Raw genomic sequence first — 15,733 nt, 5'->3', positions numbered from 1 at the left:
AAAATGCAGAGGTGCTATTGTGAAAAACAGCGATTTGGATACTATTAATGATTTGGAAAAACTCAGGCAGAAAATTGGTGAGGGAATCACAAAAGCTGATGAAATTCTCAACCAAGCTAGAGAGGTAAAAGCAGAAGTGTCTGAGGTTTTAAATCTCAAGTCAGAGGTGGAAAATTTGCTACGAAATGCTCAAACTCAGTTGAAGCGATCGCAAAAATTGAATGGTACCCTAGAGATTAGGCTCAAAGATTTAGAACTTCTGAAAACAGAAGTCGAATCAACAATATATGAAGTGGGCGATTTTGAAAAATTATCAGCTTTAAAGACAGAGATTGAAACTGCTACAAAAGCTTTAGCTGAAGCTAATGAATCCAATTTGAAACTAGAAAAAATCGCTGAGGAAAGACAAAAATTTACCGAGGAGCAAATTAAAAAATCTGAAGAATTAGTGGCTACAATACAAACAAAATTGCTTGAACAAGTCCTGGAACGAGTGCAACTTAAAGAAGCGGAAGTTTTGCATCAATTAGAATCTCTGGGAGACACTATTCGCCAACAAGATCTCCTGAAACTAAAGCTAGAAAATATGGAAAAAGAGCAACAACGTCAAAGCAAGTTGCTGAAAAGGGGAATCTGGACAATTTTAGTAATTTTAGGAGTAATTGCAATTTTGCTTGGTTCAGTTGTTGTGAAACTAACTGCATTCATTAAATGATAAAATTTAATGTCACAATGGTTTTGGAAAGGTTTAGTCAGAATAGGTTGGAAGCGTGAGTTTTAAAATCGGGTTACTGGGACTAGGAACGGTGGGAACGGGAACGGCGGAAATTTTGCTCTCTCCAGAAGGTCGTCACCCGTTGGTGCAAGAATTGGAAATCTATCGGGTGGGAGTGCGCGACATCTCTAAACCCCGCGACGTGCAAATATCTAAGGAAATTCTGACTACTGATTTGGAAGCGATCGTCACTGACCCAGAAGTTGATATCGTGGTAGAATTGTTGGGTGGATTGGAACCTGCGCGCTCGCTCATCCTCAAAGCTATTGCTCACAGGAAGCACGTCGTTACCGCAAACAAAGCCGTAATCTCCCGTTTTGCCGAAGAAATCTACGATGCTGCAAACGAAAAAGGCGTTTATGTGATGTTAGAAGCAGCAGTCGGCGGCGGTATCCCAATTATTCAACCTTTAAAACAAACTCTAGGCGTTAACCGCATTCAAGCAATCACAGGCATTGTCAACGGTACGACTAACTACATCCTCACCCGGATGCAAAATGAAGGTGCTGATTTTGCTGATGTTCTAGCCGACGCGCAAAAGTTAGGTTATGCTGAAGCCGATCCGACCGCTGATGTCGAAGGATTTGATGCTGCTGATAAAATTGCCATTCTCGCTTCATTAGCTTTTGGCGGACGCATCAAACTTGAAGAAGTTTATCACGAAGGAATTACCAAAGTTGGTGCGGCAGATATTTCTTATGCTGAAAAGTTGGGTTTTGTAATTAAACTACTCGCCGTTGCCAAACAGATGCCTGTTGCATCCAATCAACCAGAACAGCTACAAGTCAGAGTTCATCCCACTTTAGTCCCGAAACAACATCCTTTAGCCAGTGTCAGCGGCGTTTACAATGCCATTTTCGTGGAAGGCGATCCGATCGGTCAAGTCATGTTCTACGGTAGAGGTGCAGGTGCAGGCCCAACCGCCAGCGCCGTAGTTTCCGATATTCTAAACATAGCCTCTATCCTCAAAACAGTTTCCCAACCCCCAACCCCCAACCTCCATCCTCTCTTAGCTTGCACCCATCAGCATTATTGCCAAATTGCCCCAATGGATGAGTTAGTGACTCGGTTTTACGCTCGTTTCTTGACAAATGACTCTCCTGGTGTTATAGGACATCTGGGAACTTCCTTTGGAAATCAGGGTGTGAGTTTGGAATCAGTTGTGCAAACAGGTTTTCAAGGAGAGTTAGCCGAAATTGTGGTGGTGACTCACGATGTTCGAGAAGGTAATTTCCGTCAAGCTTTGGCAGAAATTCGCTCTCTTGATGCTGTTGATAGTATTGCCAGCTTACTCCGAGTTTTGTAAAGGCTGTTTGAAGATTCCCAACTCAAACCTAGTCCCCAGTCCCCAGTCCCCAGTCCCCAATTTAAAGATTATTTGAAAAGTTCTGTCAATTACGTGACAAAAATGCAGAAACAGTATATAAATAAAATCAGATTCAATATTGAGAATTAATTTCATTTAGGTGAGAAGCTCAAATGGAGCAATCGAGTGTAAATTCTATAGATTCACAGGTAGTGGCGGTGTGTCGTTGCGATCGCTGGCAAGTCTACCACCGACTGCAAGCTTTAGATATTCCCTGCTGTTGTAACGGCAATGGTAGACTAGAAGTCGAGATAAATAGCCCATTAGCGGCAATTCAATTATGGTGCGTAGTTAAGCAATTGACAGCACCTCGCAGCGAGTTAGTAGCACAGTTGAACCGTTGCTGGGAGTTAAAATCATAATCAAAAACTGATATTTTTTTGCAATTGTCTGGTTGTTAAAGTTATCGGGTAATCAAAAAATGGGTAAAAAAAATTGTCAAATAACTGAGTTTTGCCTCACCGGACGGTTTCTAGGCTTTGTGCTGGAGGATGGTTACAAAATTAAGTTGTTGCGAGTGGAGACAACTGAGGGCGAATCTTGGATTAAACTTTCTAAAGAATCCAGGGCTGGGGTAGGACAGGTTTTGCTACCTGGAGATTCGATCGAAGTCTGGGGAGAGCGAAAACTGGATATAGAGACGGGCGCAGTGAAGCTGAAAGCTTATAAAATTAAGCTGAAGGCTAGAGAACCAATGGAAGTATTGCCCGTAGAGACACCAGCTTTACAGCCAAAGAAAAAGTCAGCTTGTATTTTAGTTTGTCAGAAGTCGGATTGCTGCAAGCGGGGGGCGATGGAAGTTAGTCAGGCGTTGGCCCAGGGGTTGCGCGATCGCAATTTGGAACAAGAAGTAATGATTCGAGGCACAGGCTGTATGAAACAATGTAAGGCTGGGCCAAATATTGTCATGCCAGATAAAACAGCTTATCGTCAAATTAAAGCTAGTGAAGTGCCGGAAATTTTAGATAAACATTTTGTTACCGAAAATCAATCTAAAGATGCGGTTCTAGAATTGCTAAGTGTGGTTTAATTTAAATCAAAGTTGCCTGTTGCTGTTGAGAGGGTAATCATAAGATGACAGAATCACGCCGCCCAGAACCTGAATCTTCCAAAAGAGAGCCTTTAGGGTTTGATGAATTTGTGGCTGTCTTGGTTGCCTTATTATCGATCGGCAGTATTTTCTTTTGGAGTTTAAGTAGAAAGCCAAATGAGAATTTAACAACGACAACGCCTGCTCAAGTTTCTCCTAGCCCAAAAAGTTCTTTGCTGACACCAAGAATGGTTGTACCTTGGTTAGCGAATCGTGCAGGCGATCGGCAAAGGAGAGAAGTTAGAGAAGGAAATAATGCCACAACTGAAAACAGGGTTGTACCTGTTACTCCCCAGAAAAATGAAAATCGGGTAGGTGTAGCGCCAGTTGCAGAACCTACGGTACCTGGGGGAGTGGCGATCGTTCCTGTACCTCTACCTCAAGCCACAGAAACGCCAGTTGCAACAGCAACTCCAGTAATTCCATTGCAACCAAAAGTTGTTCCTGTAGTTCCCGCACCAGTAGCACCAGTAACCAACGTAGTGCGATCGATTCAATTAGTAGATATTACTGATAATTATTGGGCGGCTCCTTATATTTTAGGATTGCAAAAACAAGGAGTAGTTAGTGCTTTTCCCGGTGGATATTTTCGACCCGAACAACCAGTGACTCGTGCAGAATTCGCCGCAATTATCGAAAAAGGTTTAGGGACGAAAACTACCCAGGAAACTTTAGTATATAAAGATGTGAGTAATGATTTTTGGGCGACTCCAGCGATTAAAAAAGCAACTGGAAGCCAGTTTATTGCAGGTTATCCAGACCAAACTTTCCGACCAAAATTACAAATTCCGAGAGTGCAAGCGATCGTCGCTTTAGCGAGTGGCTTGAATTTACCAGAACCCGCTAATCCAGATCAAATTTTAAAACAAAAATATAAAGATGCAGACCAAATTCCTAGCTATGCGAAGAAGAAAGTTGCAGCTGCTACCCAAGCAGGAATTGTGGTAAATCATCCGAATACAAACGTATTAAACCCAAATCAAAATGCGACTCGTGCAGAAATAGCAGCTTTGGTTTATCTAGCAAGAGTGAAGCAAGGTAAAGCAGAGAATGTTAATGGTAAGTATGTGGTGAAGCCTTAGTTGAGTTAAAGTTATTGGTTAATCGGCAAAAATCTACTAAAGACGACTAAAGAACATTTTTTAGTTTGCTTTAGTGGATTTTAGTTATAAATTATGAAATACTTTGCCTCATACTTCTAGAGAAATTTTGATGGGAAGGTCAAAAGCTTTTTTAAAGGCTGATTCAATTTCGGGTGCTTTTTCGGTAGCTAATCGAAAAATTGGCAGTGTTGATAGTTTAATTGTTGCTTTTCCATCATAAAATACGCTAAAGCAATCGAAAGCTACAAGCAAAGTTTGACAAAAGCAGAAAAACTAAAAGACTTAGAGGGACAAGAGAAAAATTTAAGATACTTAGTTAGATCTTACTGGGAATGTGGAGATTATACTAAAGCGATCGAATGTAACCAGCAGCATTTAGCAATAGTAAATCTGAATCAAGCAAAACTATACTGTAAATTAGCCGATCGCACACTCTCTCTTGAGTATTGCGATCGCGCCCTATCAATTGCCAAAAAATTAGGCATAGCACTAGCAAAAGAATGTCAAGAGTTGAAAGAAAAATTACTAAGTCAGGAGCCACTGTAATTTTGTAGTGCGATCGCCCAATCGAGAATAAAACCATGAAACCAGAATATGAGGTTATTTCTTTCTAATTTGCTCAATCTTTTCGCTAATAACTTGCCCAATTTCTTCGGTAGACATATCGGCTGGATAACGTTGGCGATCGGGATTACGACTCAAAAGTTCTCCCAAAGCTTCACTAAACATTTCATTATCATTTCTATGGGCTGAAAGAAATTCTTTTAATTGAACAACCGTCATCTCTTGAAAATTAGACATCATAGAAACTCCCATTCCCCATTAGCATAAATTACAATAGCGATCTCTTCGGATGTGCCAGCTTGAAGATAGATCGTTTTATACTTATTATCGTATCGAAATACATTAATTGGCTGAAATCCGTTGGAAAGCCATTGACATAAAATTACAGCTTTTAACGACTGAGCTTCTGTTGGCAATTTTCACTCCTTTTTTCACCATAGTTACTGATGATTTTACCTTGTTTATCTTGACCAACAGTATACTCTGCTTCTGGCTCAACAACTTGAAAAGTGCCACACAATTTCCAAGTCAGAGTTTTGGTAATATTAAAAGTAGTATCCTCAGACTCAACATAACGTTCTAGAGCCTTAAGAACAATATCTTGCAATGGGTATCCTGTACCCTCTAACTGAGAGATTAACTGCTCAGGAATTTCAATAGTAACTTTGGTCATTGCGAGACTAAATGGTTATTTACACAATTTTAAAATAGCATATATGATCTGATTAAGTGACCAAAGCCAAGATCAGATAATTATGAGCGTCATCATTTCAGATGAAATTTTACAAGCAACTCAGATGTCCGAATCCGAGTTTAAGCAAGAAATAGCCATAATACTTTTTCAAACAGGAAAACTCACTCTTGGACACGCCAGCAATTTAGCAGGAATGGATAAAACGCTATTCCAGCAGTTACTAAAAGAGCGCCAAATTCCCCTCTATTATTATGATGTTGAAGATTACGAACAAGACCTCAAAAACTTAAGAGAACTGGGGAATTCCTGTACTTGATGAGTTAATTATCACCGCAGAATTTAGAGTTGCCGATCAACTTTATTTTCGGATTTTACAAGATGTGGGCGAGTAACCAAACAAAGACAGTGGAGATATGATATCACCTCAGCCTAATTTTAAAGAAATGAGTCTTCAGGAACTAAGACGTTATGTTTTAGCACACAGAGACGATCGAGAAGCTTGGCAGGAATTTACCGATCGTGAACGACCAAATGCCATCTATTTTGATATAGATATGCCTCTAGCGGAACAGGAAAGAAAACTGCAAGAACTTCTTCAAGACATATAATGACGGGAGTGGGTAAATGAAACCGAAACAATGTCCCAATCTTTTAGAGTGCGATCGCCATGATCATAACCCCAGTACCACTAACCTTTAAGCAATTCCTTGATTTTAACGATGGTAACGAACTCAATGAATATGAGTTGGTTGCTGGGAGATTAGTGTTAATGCCAGAACCCAGCGAACTGCATGAAGAAATACTTGAATTCCTATCCTTTATGTTTGAAGTTGCTTACCGTAGGCGTAAATTGAAATACTCAGTTCGGAAGAGAAACGCACTACAAATTAATGAGACACAAAGCCGAAGACCTGATATTGCTATTATTGAACGCCCGCAATTTTTCGCCGACGCTCAACCCAGAATGGGCATCCAAACCAGACCATTTATGATTGTGGAGATTGCCTCATTTAACTGGTCAACTGACCTCATAGATAAGCAAGAAGAATATCTTGTTTTAGGAGTACCTGAATATTGGATTATCGATTATCGTGGGCAAATTCCTGCCAAGTATTGTCAGCGAGGGAAAGGAAAAAAGGCGATCGTACTGACTCTAGAAAATGGTGAGTATCAACGTTCTGAGTATCTTGAAGGAGAAATAATTCCTTGTCAAACTTTTCCAGATTTAAAATTAACCCTTGACCAAATTTTAGCGGCTGATGCTGAGGATGTAGTTTAGGACGATTGCCGGATTTTGAAAAGTGCGATCGCTACCAGGTAATTACCGTTAAAGGGGTTATCTTGGCAAACTCTCGATCGGCTTCAGTCAGTCCAGAAAACACCAGAAATTCAATCTGGCTAATCACCGAAATCCCAATCCAATTGGCATCCTGAAGTAATTGAACAAGTTGGACATTTCCTTGTAATAGTGCGACGATCGCGTTCGTATCCAACACATAGCGATTACCACTCATCTCGTAACGCCCTTTGCGTTGCTACTGCATCTCCTTCCCAAGTTAACTGCCCTGCCAAGTCAGAAAAATTATAATTGGGGTTTTGAGTTTTGGATGCCACAACGGGATTGAGTACCAACACAACGTTCACCTGTCCTGGTGCAAGTTGCGTGGGAATATCAAGCAACAATCGTCCTGAAGCATCGACGGTTGTTGTGAGTTGAAGGACTTCCATCTGAATTTCAACCTTGGATTACTGATTGATTTTATTGTATCGATCGATTTACGGGAATTCCTTCTACCTTCTTAAAACCCACAGATAAACTTTGTCGGTGTAGGCTAGTGTTTAGAAGCAAATACCCGTTTCTATCATGTCACTGCCTAAACTTCTCGCTTTAGTAGCTGCCCTCACTGTAGTCTTGGGGCTGATGATTTGGTTAGTTAACTCCATTTATCAGCTTTATATTAATATTGCTTGGTCTGCGCCGCCTTTGTTGGCTAATGTGGTGGTTTTGTTGCTAATAGTTTTGCTGGCGTTGCTGATTACGGTTTTTATTTATTATGGGTTGATGTTTTGGCGATTCCCGAAGGGATCGCTTCGCGAATCGCAAAATCAGCCAAAGCGCCGCAAACCACAAATTAAAATTCCTGAAGCCAAGACAGAAGCAGCAGCAGAAAATCTCCGCGCCGTCAGAAAACAAGTCAAACAAATTGAAGACGAAGTTTCTCGACAAGCTTTACTCAGTCGTTCTCGTGAAATTGAAACTAATTTATCCAGAGGGAATCTACAAGTTGTTATATTTGGTACAGGTTCATCGGGCAAAACTTCATTAATAAATGCCTTAATGGGCAGAATGGTAGGCAAAGTTAGTGCGCCAATGGGAACGACAGAAGTTGGCGAAACCTACGAGTTAAAATTAAAAGGTTTAGAACGGGAAATTTTAATTACTGATACCCCTGGAATTTTAGAAGCGGGAGTTGCAGGAACAGAACGAGAACAGTTAGCAAGGCAATTAGCAACCGAGGCAGATTTGTTATTATTCGTAGTCGATAACGATCTGCTGCAATCAGAATTTATCCCCTTAAAAGCCTTGGCAGAAATTGGTAAACGCAGTATTTTAGTCCTGAACAAAATTGACCTTTTCATCGACGAAGATAAAGAGAAGATTTTGGCGCGACTTCGGGAAAGAATCAGAAATTTTATTTCTACTTCCGATGTCGTTAGCGTATCAGCAAATCCCCGAACAGTGAAATTAGAAACCGGAGAAATTATTCAACCTGAACCTGATGTTATGCCATTAATTCGCCGTTTAGCAAACATTTTACGGGCAGAAGGCGATGATTTAATGGCTGATAATATTTTATTACAATCCCAACGTTTGGGAGAGGAAGCTAGAAAATTAATTGATGCTCAACGTCGCCGTCAAGCTGAGAAAGTAATAGAACGTTTTCAATGGATAGGTGCGGGAGTAATTGCAGTCACACCTTTGCCAGTGGTAGATTTGTTGGCGACAGTGGCAGTAAATGCTCAAATGGTAGTAGAAATTGGCAAGATTTATGGCTGTGATTTGAATATGGAACGGGGGAGAGAGTTGGCGCTTTCTTTAGGCAAAACTCTCGCTAGTTTGGGTATTGTTAAAGGTGCGATCGAATTGGTTTCTAGAGCATTACAATTAAATGTTGCTACTTATTTAGTTGGAAAGGCAATTCAAGGGGTAAGTGCTGCTTATTTAACGCGCATTGCTGGAAAAAGTTTTATTGAGTATTTTCGGCATAATCAAGATTGGGGTGATGGGGGAATTTCGGAAGTTGTGCAACAGCAATTTCAGTTGAATAAGAAAGATGAATTTGTTAAAGCTTTCGTACAAGAAGCGATCGCTAAAGTTGTCCAACCATTAACACAAAATTCGCCGCCAGAAGCGGAATTAGAAGCAGAGGAAGAAGACGAAGAAGAAGCAGAAGTAGAGGAAACCAAAATCCCTCCTTATGAATATGTAGATGATTGGACTAACTCATCTCCAAAGCGGGATGATTGGTGATTAATGCAAGCTGTTAGTTTTATTCCGAAAAATGTAGAGACGTTGTATACAACGTCTCTACAATCTTAAAACTGTAGTATCTGAAGTACTTCTCTCTGCGTGTGAAGCAGTTAAAAAAATAGGATTGCTATATATGTCTGATACTGTTAGTAAATTCAACATTCCAAAACTCACTGCTTTTGATATCAAAGTAATAGCTTTTTCCCTCATGATTATCGATCATGTAGGGAGATTGTTTTTCCCCCAAGTCGCTATTTTCGTTATCTTAGGAAGGCTGAGTTTTCCCTTGTTTGCATGGTTAGCAGCACAAGGAGAGAAATATACATCTGATATTAAAAAATATCTATTTAGATTAATATGTTGGGGAATTATTACTCAACCAATTTATAGCCAAGTTTACTATTTGGTTTTTTCTGCACCTAGCGAACTTAATATTTTATTTACTCTTGCTTTAGGAGTAATAACTATTCGCTGCACGAAATTAGTTGAATCAAAATTACTCAAATTTTTGATTGTTATAGGTTTCATGATAATTGCAGAATTGTTGCGTGTTGAGGGAAGAATGTCTTCATTAATTACCATCTATTTGATGTCAATTATTGATTTAGGAAGTGCTAAATGGTGGTTATTTTTTGTTGGCTATCGTTTATTATTTATTTACATTAATCAATGGAGTTATGTAGAACTATTTGCGATCGCTTCTGTAGCAATAATAGCTTTATACAACGGCGAACAAGGCGCAAGGAGTAAATGGTTTTATCCTTTATACCCACTGCATTTAGGAATTTTACTTTTAATTAAATTGTGGTTATCAACAGATATGAATTTACCGTGAAAATCCACTATTGAAAACGGAAAAAGAAGAGGAGGAATCAGGAAAAAACATTAAAATTCCTCCTGATGAGTAGTTGTTCACAAGCGAGATGATTGGTAGCTGTTGTCAGCAGGTATTACTAACAAAGTTAATTCATGTTTAGCTGTTACCAAAACAGGTTGCTCTTTGGTAATTTTTATTTGTTCCTCACAACAGGCTTTCCACGATCTACCTTGATAGAAAACTCGACCAAAAGCACCAGGAAGAATGTCTGTTTCTGCTATTGCTTCCATTGGTTCTTCAAATGATGAAAGCTTGATTTTTTGAATAGCGACTAGCTTTTTGTTGTGGTCGTACTTAAACTGAAGACGTTCATTTTCTTGCAGACGACTGACATCTAAAACAAATAAGCGATCGCCAACGGGATAGAATAAACTATCCAAGGTTTTAAAGAATCTAAACATTATTTAATTTGGTAAATTAGCAGTTCTACTATTTAATGATTAAAATAAGCTTTTTGTGACAATTAAAAGAAAGATCCCTAACTTGTTGCAGCAGTTGGGGATCTGTGTAAGATTTGGTTAATGTAATAACAAAGCCAAAGTTTCTGGCAACTCAACTCCCTTGGAATCAAGCTTTTTGGCGTGATTAAATTTTTTTAAAGCCTCTTGTGTACGAGGGCCATAAACACCATCGATCGGGCCGGGGTCAAAACCTTCTTGTTTTAACTCTTGTTGGAGCCTTTTAGAAAGATTGTAAATTCCGTCGCTTAAATCTTGATCCCAAACTAGAGAAGTGTCAGAACCTTCATTGCTGGGACTAATAAGGAACTCCAGCAACTTAACTTCCAACTTAGCCTGCTCATTTTTGATGAAACTTTTGTCAATCAAATCTAAATGATGAGCTAAGAAATGGTCAGCTTCATTAATCAGAAAGTCCAGAAAACTATCCGATAGAGCTAATTCTAAAATTTCTGCCATGCGATCGGCTTCTGGTTCAGATAATGTCGAGCGACTTGCTAATCGACAATATTCTAACACCTTTTTAATGTGAAATTCACTTATTTTTATTTGGTGAATTTGGATTAATTTATTTAGTAAGTCCTTCATTCTTCTACGTTCCCAAGTATTGATGCCATTAGCTGTTTCTTAAAAACAGATTCTCTGCTATGCACAAAAATATAGTGAAAATTAAAGCTATAATGTGACAGGCGGCTGGGTAGAGCTTTAAAAAAGTTTACAAAGATAATTAGTACAGTATTGTCACAAGTTATCCGGATTTCTCACTATAAGGTATATAGCGGTGAGATTCCGGGAATAGCCTGCCATGCAACTAAAAAACTCCGATCGTCATCAAAGCTTTAAAGCGGAGATCCAAGCCTTGCTAAAATCCGATAACCCTGATGCTTACTCGATATTGACCTATATTCAACGCTGCCTTAATCAGTTTAATTTGAGTCAGCGTTACCATCCAAATGACATTTTTCATGATGCTTATCTTCGTGCAATTGACGGTCTTCAGGCTGGAAAAAAAATTGAAAATTGTTTAGCTTGGATTAGAGGTACAGCTCTCAATATTATTCGAGAGTATCATCGTGATGCTCAAAAATCCCACTTAGTCGAACCTAATTCTGCATGGCTAGAAACTGCTTTGCAATCTGCACAAGGTAATTTTATAACGGAAATTGAAATTCAAGAAGATTTAGAGAATGTGTTGCGGGCATTAGAGGCAATGAATCCAGAAGATTTTAAGATTATTCGTCTTAAATACGTGGAAGGAATGTCTTGGAAGCAAATCAGTAAATTGTTATTTGAGCAAGGAGAAGAGTTACAAACAGAGGAGACATTAAGGCAGCGTGCCAGTCGTGCTAAGAAAAAATTGCGAGGAAATTTTCATTTCTTTAAAGAGTGTACTTGAGCAATTCCTCAGTCATGAATTAAAAATCAGGGTGCTACTAATTGGTTTTTAGGTAAATATTTTCGCTACTAAACAACTAAAATTTGGTAAAAGAGGAGAAGTTAATTCATCATTAGCAAACAAAGTAGCGACTAAATTTAAAGCAGTTTGTTCCCGTCGATAAATCTGTATTTCTTGTTTTTGCCAATCAGCAATCCAATATTCTTGAACTCCTCTAATTGAATATAGTTTTAATTTTAATTCCCTGTCGCGTCGTTCATTTTCTTTGCCAGGGGAAAGTATTTCTATGATTAATTCTGGTGCAGCAGTCAAATGTCCGGCTTCATCTAATAAAGTAGCTAATCTTTCATTACTAGCCCAAACTACATCGGGGATGACGTTATCAGGAAATAATTCTAAGTCAGAGGTAGTCCAGCTTACTCGCTTGTGTGTAATTTGGCTCATAACCAAAGCTCGTAAAAAAGTGATATATCTATCTTAAATGCTAATTACAATTTCGGCTATCTAAAAACTTTAACTGTTGGTAAAGCATGGTAATATTGGGTAAATTTGCGCCTTTTTCTTGGGCGAAACGTAAGGGATTTCCAAACATAGTTTCTACTTCTAAAGGGCGTTTTTCATCGTAGTCAATTTTCATGCTGGTGCGGTAAGGTTTCATTTTGTTGGTGTAGTGTAGCATGGTTTCTACGAAATTTTGGGGGATTATGCGATCGCAACTTTTTGCACCATTTACAACTTCCCACATTAACTCTTCAACTAAACTGCGAGTATCAGGATTACTCATTAACTCATCAGTTCTCGCATCCAAAACTACAGAAAGTCCATTGTAAGGAATATTCCAAACTAATTTTTGCCAACGTGCTAATAGCAAATCTTCTGCTAATTCCATCTTAATTCCCGCAAGTTCAAAATCAGCAGCGATTTGCTGCATTCTATTAGTAATTCCAGCAGCTTGATAATTAGCAGCATATTCCCCAATTTTAATTTCACCATAATCTAAGTGGCGAATATGTCCTGGTGCTACTTTATTAGAACAAAGAAAACATAATCCTCCCATTACCCTTTCTGCACCGACAATTTTGGCAACTTCATCTTCTACACCGAGTCCATTTTGTAATACTAAAACCACCCCATTATCTTTCACTACATGGGGTAACATTTGCGGTAATAAATGATTTTGGGTGGTTTTTAACGCCAGAATTACTACATCACAAGCTGGCATTTTGTTAGCTTCTGGGTAAGCTTGAACCTGGGTTAAAGTGAAATCACCATTTTTTGATTCAACTACTAAACCATGCTTCTTAACATATTCATAGTCGCTGTGTAGTAAAAAATTAACATTTAAACCAGCTTTTTGCAAACAAGCACCGTAATATCCACCAAGGGCACCTGTTCCCAAGATGGCATAGCTATGTTGAAAAGAATTGTAAATAAATTGATTAGCCATTGATCCGATCTCCATTCCCTCTTAAAATTAAACCTATTCAGAAGTTTTAATATATCAAGAACTATGAGCAATCGTCCTATTATCCTTGGCATTGTTGGTGATAGCGCAGCGGGAAAAACGACTTTAACTAGAGGAATTGCCCAAGTTTTGGGCGACGAAAATGTTACAGTTATCTGTACTGATGATTATCACCGTTACGATCGCACACAACGAGCAGAATTAGGCATTACAGCCCTGCATCCAGATTGCAACTACTTAGATATTATGCAGCAGCATTTATCGCTGTTGCGAACAGGTCAGCCAATCCTGAAACCAGTTTACAGCCACAAAACAGGAACTTTTGAACCACCACAATATATTAAACCAAGTAAATTTGTGATTGTGGAAGGATTGTTGGGTTATTTTACTCGCGGTTGTCGAGATTCTTTTGATGTAAAAGTTTACTTAGCACCTCCAGAATCTTTGCGTGCCAAGTGGAAAATTAAGCGAGATACAATGAAACGAAGTTACTCGCCAGAACAAGTTTTAGCAGAATTAGAAAAACGCGAACCAGACTCGGAAAGTTTTATCCGTCCTCAGCGAAAATGGGCAGATGTGGTGGTAAGTTTTTATCCGCCAAGTGATGAGATTGAGGAGGATAATTCACACTTAAATGTACGTTTGGTACTCAGACCTACTATCCCTCATCCTGATTTTATAAAAATTCTAGAACTCAGCGATGGTGGTACTGAATCGGCTGTTCGTTTAGGATTAGATCGGGATATGGGTAAACCAGTTGATGTGCTAGAAATTGATAGTCATGCAACTGCGGAACAAGTGAGTAAATTAGAAAAGGTTTTGTGTCAGGAAATGCCTGATTTATTCCCCCATTGCAGTTTGGGAGGAAATTTAGAATTGGGCAAAATTACGGGGACAACGGATGAAATTTTGCAAAGTTATCCTCTGGCTTTGACGCAGTTATTAATTTCTTTTCATACGCTCAAAGCTACTCATGTGCATCATTTTTAAAATGGGAAAAGTTTTGGGTAATGAATCGATCGCACAGATGATCAACAATTCATTACCCAAATTTACTTACCAAATTCCTAAATTGAACATTGACATGGGTGCAGGTATCATTTCGCCACGAAAATCTAGCAGTTGCACTAAGAGTAAATAACCGATCGCTAGAATTAGAGAAATTACCCCGGTAATAATTGCCACAATTTTCCCTCTTTCCATAGTTTCCTTGCTACTAAATGATGTTATTTACTTAATATAGGTAATAATCAAACTCAGTGGTCGTCGATAGCTAAACTAATATGAATTCTGCTACAGATTCTCTAGAGGGAGCAATTACAATTGCACGGCAGCCAGTTGTGCAAACCTACGAATTAGGAAAAATTTACCGCACGGGCTTTTGGCTGAATCAGAAAATTGAATCGTTAAAAAATTGTACCCTGACGGTTTATGAAGGAGAAACCTTTGGTTTGTTGGGGCAGAATGGCGCAGGAAAAACGACTTTATTGAAGACACTGCTAGGTATTGCCCGTCCTACTTCTGGTAGGGGGTTAATACTAGGAAAACCTTTGGGCGATCGCGCTGTCAAGCAACGCATTGGTTATCTGCCCGAAAATGCCTACTATTACGACTTTTTAACAGGTTGGGAATTTTTGCAAATGATTGCCGGACTTTTTCAGATTCCTAAAGAAATTCAGCGAGTACGCATTCCCCAACTTTTAGAAATGGTAGGACTCGCCCAGTCAGCAGCGAAAAAAAAGCAACTGCGACAATATTCTAAAGGAATGTTGCAACGAATTGGCATGGCACAAGCGTTAATTAATGACCCGGAATTGGTGTTTTTAGATGAACCAATGTCGGGTTTAGATCCAATGGGACGCTACCAAATTCGAGAGATTATTTTATCTTTAAAACAGGCTGGAAAAACTATCTTTTTTAACAGTCACGTATTGTCGGATGTGGAGAAGATTTGCGATCGGATCGCCATATTAGCTCAAGGTGAAATAATTTGCCTCGGCTCTTTGGATGAACTTTTGGGAACTGCTGACACATACTACATTAAAGGCAAAGGCGGCAAGCAAGAAATCTTAAAAAAATGGCTACCAGATTTAGAATTTGTATCTGAAGGAATAGGTAGCACAGATGAAGCTTGGCAAGGTCATGTAAAAGGCGATATAAACGATTTTCTCTCTAGTTTGCGTCTCATGCAAGCCCAAATTATTACCTTAAATCTAGCACGTCCTACTTTAGAAGAGTTTTTCATGGAACAATTGCAAAAAAGAGGTATAACAGCCAGCAGTTAAAAGATGTTTGCAGAGGTTTTGGCGGTTAAAACCGCAACTATACAAACCAAGTCCGCCTTCGCGGACTTCTAATTTTGAAACCTGCGGAGGCAGGTTTTGTTTGTATAGCCGCGACTTTAGTCGTAGAG

The 15,733-nt window shown here is 39.1% G+C and carries 24 protein-coding genes and 1 pseudogene; 15 read left to right on the top strand and 10 right to left on the bottom strand.

The features are described 5' to 3' along the window. Positions 1-19 precede the first annotated feature (19 nt). The 7 genes from ACE1CA_RS17045 (at position 20) to ACE1CA_RS17015 (ending at position 4,880) form a co-directional block, all read left to right on the top strand. A complete protein-coding gene (locus ACE1CA_RS17045; RefSeq protein WP_413280786.1) occupies positions 20-715 on the top strand; it encodes a hypothetical protein in 696 nt (231 codons plus the stop codon). Between the two features lie 55 nt (positions 716-770). Then, the gene (locus ACE1CA_RS17040) at positions 771-2,081 is read left to right on the top strand and encodes a homoserine dehydrogenase (protein ID WP_413280785.1); all 1,311 of its coding nucleotides are present in this window, start codon (positions 771-773) and stop codon (positions 2,079-2,081) included. A 173-nt stretch (positions 2,082-2,254) separates the two neighbouring features. Beyond that, a complete protein-coding gene (locus ACE1CA_RS17035) occupies positions 2,255-2,503 on the top strand; it encodes an Asr1405/Asl0597 family protein (RefSeq protein WP_413280784.1) in 249 nt (82 codons plus the stop codon). A 59-nt stretch (positions 2,504-2,562) separates the two neighbouring features. Beyond that, entirely contained in the window at positions 2,563-3,171 is a 609-nt protein-coding gene (locus tag ACE1CA_RS17030) for a (2Fe-2S) ferredoxin domain-containing protein (RefSeq protein ID WP_413280783.1), read from the top strand. Between the two features lie 44 nt (positions 3,172-3,215). Further along, positions 3,216-4,313 (top strand): S-layer homology domain-containing protein, encoded by a 1,098-nt coding sequence (locus ACE1CA_RS17025; RefSeq protein ID WP_413280782.1) that lies wholly within the window; start codon positions 3,216-3,218, stop codon positions 4,311-4,313. A gap of 103 nt (positions 4,314-4,416) precedes the next feature. Further along, complete coding sequence (locus ACE1CA_RS17020; protein WP_486517419.1) at positions 4,417-4,554, top strand: hypothetical protein; 138 nt, start codon at positions 4,417-4,419, stop codon at positions 4,552-4,554. A gap of 35 nt (positions 4,555-4,589) precedes the next feature. Then, positions 4,590-4,880, top strand: a complete 291-nt coding sequence (locus ACE1CA_RS17015; RefSeq protein ID WP_413280781.1) for a hypothetical protein — start codon at positions 4,590-4,592, stop codon at positions 4,878-4,880. A gap of 54 nt (positions 4,881-4,934) precedes the next feature. Here the strand turns inward: ACE1CA_RS17015 and ACE1CA_RS17010 are convergent, their stop codons facing one another. Genes ACE1CA_RS17010 through ACE1CA_RS17000 form a run of 3 tightly spaced genes read right to left on the bottom strand, consistent with a single transcriptional unit; the run spans position 4,935 to position 5,571 of the window. Then, entirely contained in the window at positions 4,935-5,138 is a 204-nt protein-coding gene (locus ACE1CA_RS17010) for a DUF6887 family protein (RefSeq protein ID WP_413280780.1), read from the bottom strand. Beyond that, entirely contained in the window at positions 5,135-5,314 is a 180-nt protein-coding gene (locus ACE1CA_RS17005; protein ID WP_413262991.1) for a DUF6888 family protein, read from the bottom strand. Before ACE1CA_RS17005 ends, ACE1CA_RS17010 begins: the two co-directional genes overlap by 4 nt. Further along, complete coding sequence (locus ACE1CA_RS17000) at positions 5,290-5,571, bottom strand: hypothetical protein (protein WP_413280779.1); 282 nt, start codon at positions 5,569-5,571, stop codon at positions 5,290-5,292. The genes ACE1CA_RS17005 and ACE1CA_RS17000 overlap by 25 nt, the downstream gene beginning before the upstream one ends. An 82-nt stretch (positions 5,572-5,653) precedes the next feature. Here ACE1CA_RS17000 and ACE1CA_RS16995 point away from each other — a divergent pair, with 82 nt between their 5' ends. The 3 genes from ACE1CA_RS16995 to ACE1CA_RS16985 all read left to right on the top strand — a co-directional run bounded on the left by ACE1CA_RS16995 (position 5,654) and on the right by ACE1CA_RS16985 (position 6,871). Further along, positions 5,654-5,908, top strand: coding sequence for a UPF0175 family protein (locus ACE1CA_RS16995; RefSeq protein ID WP_413280778.1), 255 nt, complete (start codon positions 5,654-5,656; stop codon positions 5,906-5,908). Between the two features lie 127 nt (positions 5,909-6,035). Then, positions 6,036-6,200, top strand: a complete 165-nt coding sequence (locus ACE1CA_RS16990; protein WP_486517418.1) for a DUF6887 family protein — start codon at positions 6,036-6,038, stop codon at positions 6,198-6,200. 59 nt (positions 6,201-6,259) lie between these two features. Next, on the top strand, positions 6,260-6,871 hold the full coding sequence (locus ACE1CA_RS16985) for a Uma2 family endonuclease (RefSeq protein WP_413280776.1): 612 nt from the start codon (positions 6,260-6,262) through the stop codon (positions 6,869-6,871). A gap of 31 nt (positions 6,872-6,902) precedes the next feature. Here ACE1CA_RS16985 and ACE1CA_RS16980 read toward each other — a convergent pair whose 3' ends face one another. Continuing rightward, complete coding sequence (locus tag ACE1CA_RS16980) at positions 6,903-7,106, bottom strand: PIN domain-containing protein (protein ID WP_413280775.1); 204 nt, start codon at positions 7,104-7,106, stop codon at positions 6,903-6,905. After that, on the bottom strand, positions 7,096-7,320 hold the full coding sequence (locus tag ACE1CA_RS16975) for a hypothetical protein (RefSeq protein ID WP_413280774.1): 225 nt from the start codon (positions 7,318-7,320) through the stop codon (positions 7,096-7,098). Before ACE1CA_RS16975 ends, ACE1CA_RS16980 begins: the two co-directional genes overlap by 11 nt. Before the next feature lie 136 nt (positions 7,321-7,456). Here ACE1CA_RS16975 and ACE1CA_RS16970 point away from each other — a divergent pair, with 136 nt between their 5' ends. Next, entirely contained in the window at positions 7,457-9,124 is a 1,668-nt protein-coding gene (locus tag ACE1CA_RS16970; protein WP_413280773.1) for a YcjF family protein, read from the top strand. Positions 9,125-9,257: 133 nt separating this feature from the next. Next, a complete protein-coding gene (locus ACE1CA_RS16965; protein WP_413280772.1) occupies positions 9,258-9,959 on the top strand; it encodes a TraX family protein in 702 nt (233 codons plus the stop codon). A 77-nt stretch (positions 9,960-10,036) separates the two neighbouring features. On the opposite strand, the gene ACE1CA_RS16960 is transcribed toward ACE1CA_RS16965, so the two are convergent. Then, positions 10,037-10,402 (bottom strand): hypothetical protein, encoded by a 366-nt coding sequence (locus ACE1CA_RS16960; RefSeq protein WP_413280771.1) that lies wholly within the window; start codon positions 10,400-10,402, stop codon positions 10,037-10,039. A gap of 117 nt (positions 10,403-10,519) precedes the next feature. Next, positions 10,520-11,047 carry a peptidoglycan-binding domain-containing protein gene (locus ACE1CA_RS16955; RefSeq protein ID WP_413280770.1) on the bottom strand — a complete coding sequence of 176 codons (528 nt, stop codon included), beginning with the start codon at positions 11,045-11,047 and terminating at the stop codon, positions 10,520-10,522. Positions 11,048-11,264: 217 nt separating this feature from the next. Between ACE1CA_RS16955 and ACE1CA_RS16950 the strand changes: the two genes are divergently transcribed. Next, entirely contained in the window at positions 11,265-11,855 is a 591-nt protein-coding gene (locus tag ACE1CA_RS16950; protein WP_413280769.1) for a sigma-70 family RNA polymerase sigma factor, read from the top strand. A 48-nt stretch (positions 11,856-11,903) separates the two neighbouring features. Here ACE1CA_RS16950 and ACE1CA_RS16945 read toward each other — a convergent pair. Together ACE1CA_RS16945 and ACE1CA_RS16940 are read right to left on the bottom strand one after the other, a co-directional pair. Beyond that, positions 11,904-12,239, bottom strand: a pseudogene (locus ACE1CA_RS16945) (Uma2 family endonuclease); the annotation flags it as partial. 100 nt (positions 12,240-12,339) lie between these two features. Then, the gene (locus tag ACE1CA_RS16940; protein ID WP_413280768.1) at positions 12,340-13,302 is read right to left on the bottom strand and encodes a putative 2-dehydropantoate 2-reductase; all 963 of its coding nucleotides are present in this window, start codon (positions 13,300-13,302) and stop codon (positions 12,340-12,342) included. Between the two features lie 63 nt (positions 13,303-13,365). On the opposite strand from ACE1CA_RS16940, the gene ACE1CA_RS16935 reads away from it, so the two are divergent. Beyond that, positions 13,366-14,310 (top strand): phosphoribulokinase, encoded by a 945-nt coding sequence (locus ACE1CA_RS16935; RefSeq protein WP_413280767.1) that lies wholly within the window; start codon positions 13,366-13,368, stop codon positions 14,308-14,310. A gap of 66 nt (positions 14,311-14,376) precedes the next feature. Here the strand turns inward: ACE1CA_RS16935 and ACE1CA_RS16930 are convergent, their stop codons facing one another. Further along, positions 14,377-14,523 (bottom strand): hypothetical protein, encoded by a 147-nt coding sequence (locus ACE1CA_RS16930; RefSeq protein ID WP_413280766.1) that lies wholly within the window; start codon positions 14,521-14,523, stop codon positions 14,377-14,379. Positions 14,524-14,603: 80 nt separating this feature from the next. Here ACE1CA_RS16930 and ACE1CA_RS16925 point away from each other — a divergent pair, with 80 nt between their 5' ends. Further along, complete coding sequence (locus ACE1CA_RS16925) at positions 14,604-15,605, top strand: ABC transporter ATP-binding protein (protein WP_413280765.1); 1,002 nt, start codon at positions 14,604-14,606, stop codon at positions 15,603-15,605. Positions 15,606-15,733 lie beyond the last annotated feature (128 nt).

Source organism: Floridaenema evergladense BLCC-F167, from assembly GCF_041929205.2.
GTDB lineage: Bacteria > Cyanobacteriota > Cyanobacteriia > Cyanobacteriales > Aerosakkonemataceae > Floridanema > Floridanema evergladense.
The sequence above is the reverse complement of the archived record's forward strand: the minus strand, read 5'-3'. Positions and strand labels throughout refer to the sequence as shown.

What these genes read in the sequence shown, in the direction of transcription:
- ACE1CA_RS16990 (WP_486517418.1), top strand. Translation starts at nt 6,036, where the DNA reads ATGAGTCTTCAGGAACTAAGACGTTATGTTTTAGCACACAGAGACGAT.
- ACE1CA_RS16935 (WP_413280767.1), top strand. Translation starts at nt 13,366, where the DNA reads ATGAGCAATCGTCCTATTATCCTTGGCATTGTTGGTGATAGCGCAGCG.
- ACE1CA_RS17000 (WP_413280779.1), bottom strand. Translation starts at nt 5,571, where the DNA reads ATGACCAAAGTTACTATTGAAATTCCTGAGCAGTTAATCTCTCAGTTA.
- ACE1CA_RS16995 (WP_413280778.1), top strand. Translation starts at nt 5,654, where the DNA reads ATGAGCGTCATCATTTCAGATGAAATTTTACAAGCAACTCAGATGTCC.
- ACE1CA_RS16930 (WP_413280766.1), bottom strand. Translation starts at nt 14,523, where the DNA reads ATGGAAAGAGGGAAAATTGTGGCAATTATTACCGGGGTAATTTCTCTA.
- ACE1CA_RS16955 (WP_413280770.1), bottom strand. Translation starts at nt 11,047, where the DNA reads ATGAAGGACTTACTAAATAAATTAATCCAAATTCACCAAATAAAAATA.
- ACE1CA_RS17035 (WP_413280784.1), top strand. Translation starts at nt 2,255, where the DNA reads ATGGAGCAATCGAGTGTAAATTCTATAGATTCACAGGTAGTGGCGGTG.
- ACE1CA_RS17010 (WP_413280780.1), bottom strand. Translation starts at nt 5,138, where the DNA reads ATGATGTCTAATTTTCAAGAGATGACGGTTGTTCAATTAAAAGAATTT.
- ACE1CA_RS16970 (WP_413280773.1), top strand. Translation starts at nt 7,457, where the DNA reads ATGTCACTGCCTAAACTTCTCGCTTTAGTAGCTGCCCTCACTGTAGTC.
- ACE1CA_RS16925 (WP_413280765.1), top strand. Translation starts at nt 14,604, where the DNA reads ATGAATTCTGCTACAGATTCTCTAGAGGGAGCAATTACAATTGCACGG.
- ACE1CA_RS16950 (WP_413280769.1), top strand. Translation starts at nt 11,265, where the DNA reads ATGCAACTAAAAAACTCCGATCGTCATCAAAGCTTTAAAGCGGAGATC.
- ACE1CA_RS16965 (WP_413280772.1), top strand. Translation starts at nt 9,258, where the DNA reads ATGTCTGATACTGTTAGTAAATTCAACATTCCAAAACTCACTGCTTTT.
- ACE1CA_RS16985 (WP_413280776.1), top strand. Translation starts at nt 6,260, where the DNA reads ATGATCATAACCCCAGTACCACTAACCTTTAAGCAATTCCTTGATTTT.
- ACE1CA_RS17025 (WP_413280782.1), top strand. Translation starts at nt 3,216, where the DNA reads ATGACAGAATCACGCCGCCCAGAACCTGAATCTTCCAAAAGAGAGCCT.
- ACE1CA_RS16940 (WP_413280768.1), bottom strand. Translation starts at nt 13,302, where the DNA reads ATGGCTAATCAATTTATTTACAATTCTTTTCAACATAGCTATGCCATC.
- ACE1CA_RS17030 (WP_413280783.1), top strand. Translation starts at nt 2,563, where the DNA reads ATGGGTAAAAAAAATTGTCAAATAACTGAGTTTTGCCTCACCGGACGG.
- ACE1CA_RS16975 (WP_413280774.1), bottom strand. Translation starts at nt 7,320, where the DNA reads ATGGAAGTCCTTCAACTCACAACAACCGTCGATGCTTCAGGACGATTG.
- ACE1CA_RS16980 (WP_413280775.1), bottom strand. Translation starts at nt 7,106, where the DNA reads ATGAGTGGTAATCGCTATGTGTTGGATACGAACGCGATCGTCGCACTA.
- ACE1CA_RS16960 (WP_413280771.1), bottom strand. Translation starts at nt 10,402, where the DNA reads ATGTTTAGATTCTTTAAAACCTTGGATAGTTTATTCTATCCCGTTGGC.